Below are 1,112 nucleotides of genomic sequence, written 5' to 3' on the forward strand. Positions count from 1 at the left end.
TATATCTTGATACATTCTCGGCTGTCGCAGGGGTGTAACCTTGTGTGATCTCACTTGCATTGTTGTTAAATAGGATGATGCGAAAACGGTCATTTGGATTTAGCTTGGAAAGCCCTTTGTTAACGCCTTCGATAAGGCTGTGGTATTTTCCCTGCATTGAGCCTGAGTAGTCCAGTACAAAGATCCAATCTCGCCCCAAGTTGATTTTACTTAAGTCATCCCCCGGGGTGATGGTCATCATAAAGGTTCCTTTGTCTTTTCCGGGTTCTTTGTGTGTGACCATATCAATCGAGCCTGGCAGGCCTTGTTGATGTCTCCAGTAGACCACGATATCTTGATCGAGTTTAGTGATTGATTGCTTTGCTGTGATTGGGTTTGAGTCTTCTTCGTTTTGTGCGGCCTGCCCATTCATCATGGATATATGCCATGCCTGATTCGTGTTTGAGGTGACAATTGCCTGCGGATGTTTCGGAAGACGGACATCGTCAATAGGGTAAGAGGATCTTATATTCATCTTGAAGCTGAATGCTTCGGTTACCACTTCGTTGTAGCTCCAAAAGGCCAACTTTTCTTCATCGACGCCACCATCTTCAAGTGGGTAGACATAACTGCCAATGCCATGGTCTGAATGGACAGCTTGAATGTAGACTAATCGGATTTTGACATCTTGCTTTGGCAAAACCGGGTAAACGGCACTATCAAAAGATTTATACTCATCCTGTTCTGTTAAGGCGGTTTCTCTGCCTTGTGCTTTTTCTTGCTCATAAATCTCGCGAGCTTGTTTTTTCTCAAGCACCTCGCCAGTCACAGCTTTACCGTCTATCCAATAGGTGAACTCTCCTACCGCTGCTTTTTCTGGAATGGGGAAGGAGTAGATTGCTTCTAGCGTGGTGTCATTCGGGTTGAAAAATAATTGTGTTACTGAAGTAATGGCATAGCCATCCTCGATAGTGACATCTACATGGTGTTGTTTTATTTCCAACGCTGGTAGCTGACCGTTTGCGGGTGACATGAGTCCAGCGGCCTGCGACATCATGCTAAATGCGAATAATAGGGTAAAGCTTATCAATTCTAAGAAGTTTGGTTGTCTGTTCATAATGCTCTCCATTTGT

1 protein-coding gene is annotated in these 1,112 nt (G+C 44.3%); it reads right to left on the reverse strand.

Annotation, left to right across the window (positions count from 1 at the left end; genetic code table 11):
- Positions 1 to 1,096 (reverse strand): VIT and VWA domain-containing protein (locus A3756_RS21890; RefSeq protein WP_231875606.1); only part of this gene is annotated, 1,096 nt, incomplete at its 3' end.
- Positions 1,097 to 1,112: the final 16 nt, after the last annotated feature.

It is taken from the genome of Oleiphilus sp. HI0086 (genome assembly GCF_001635225.1).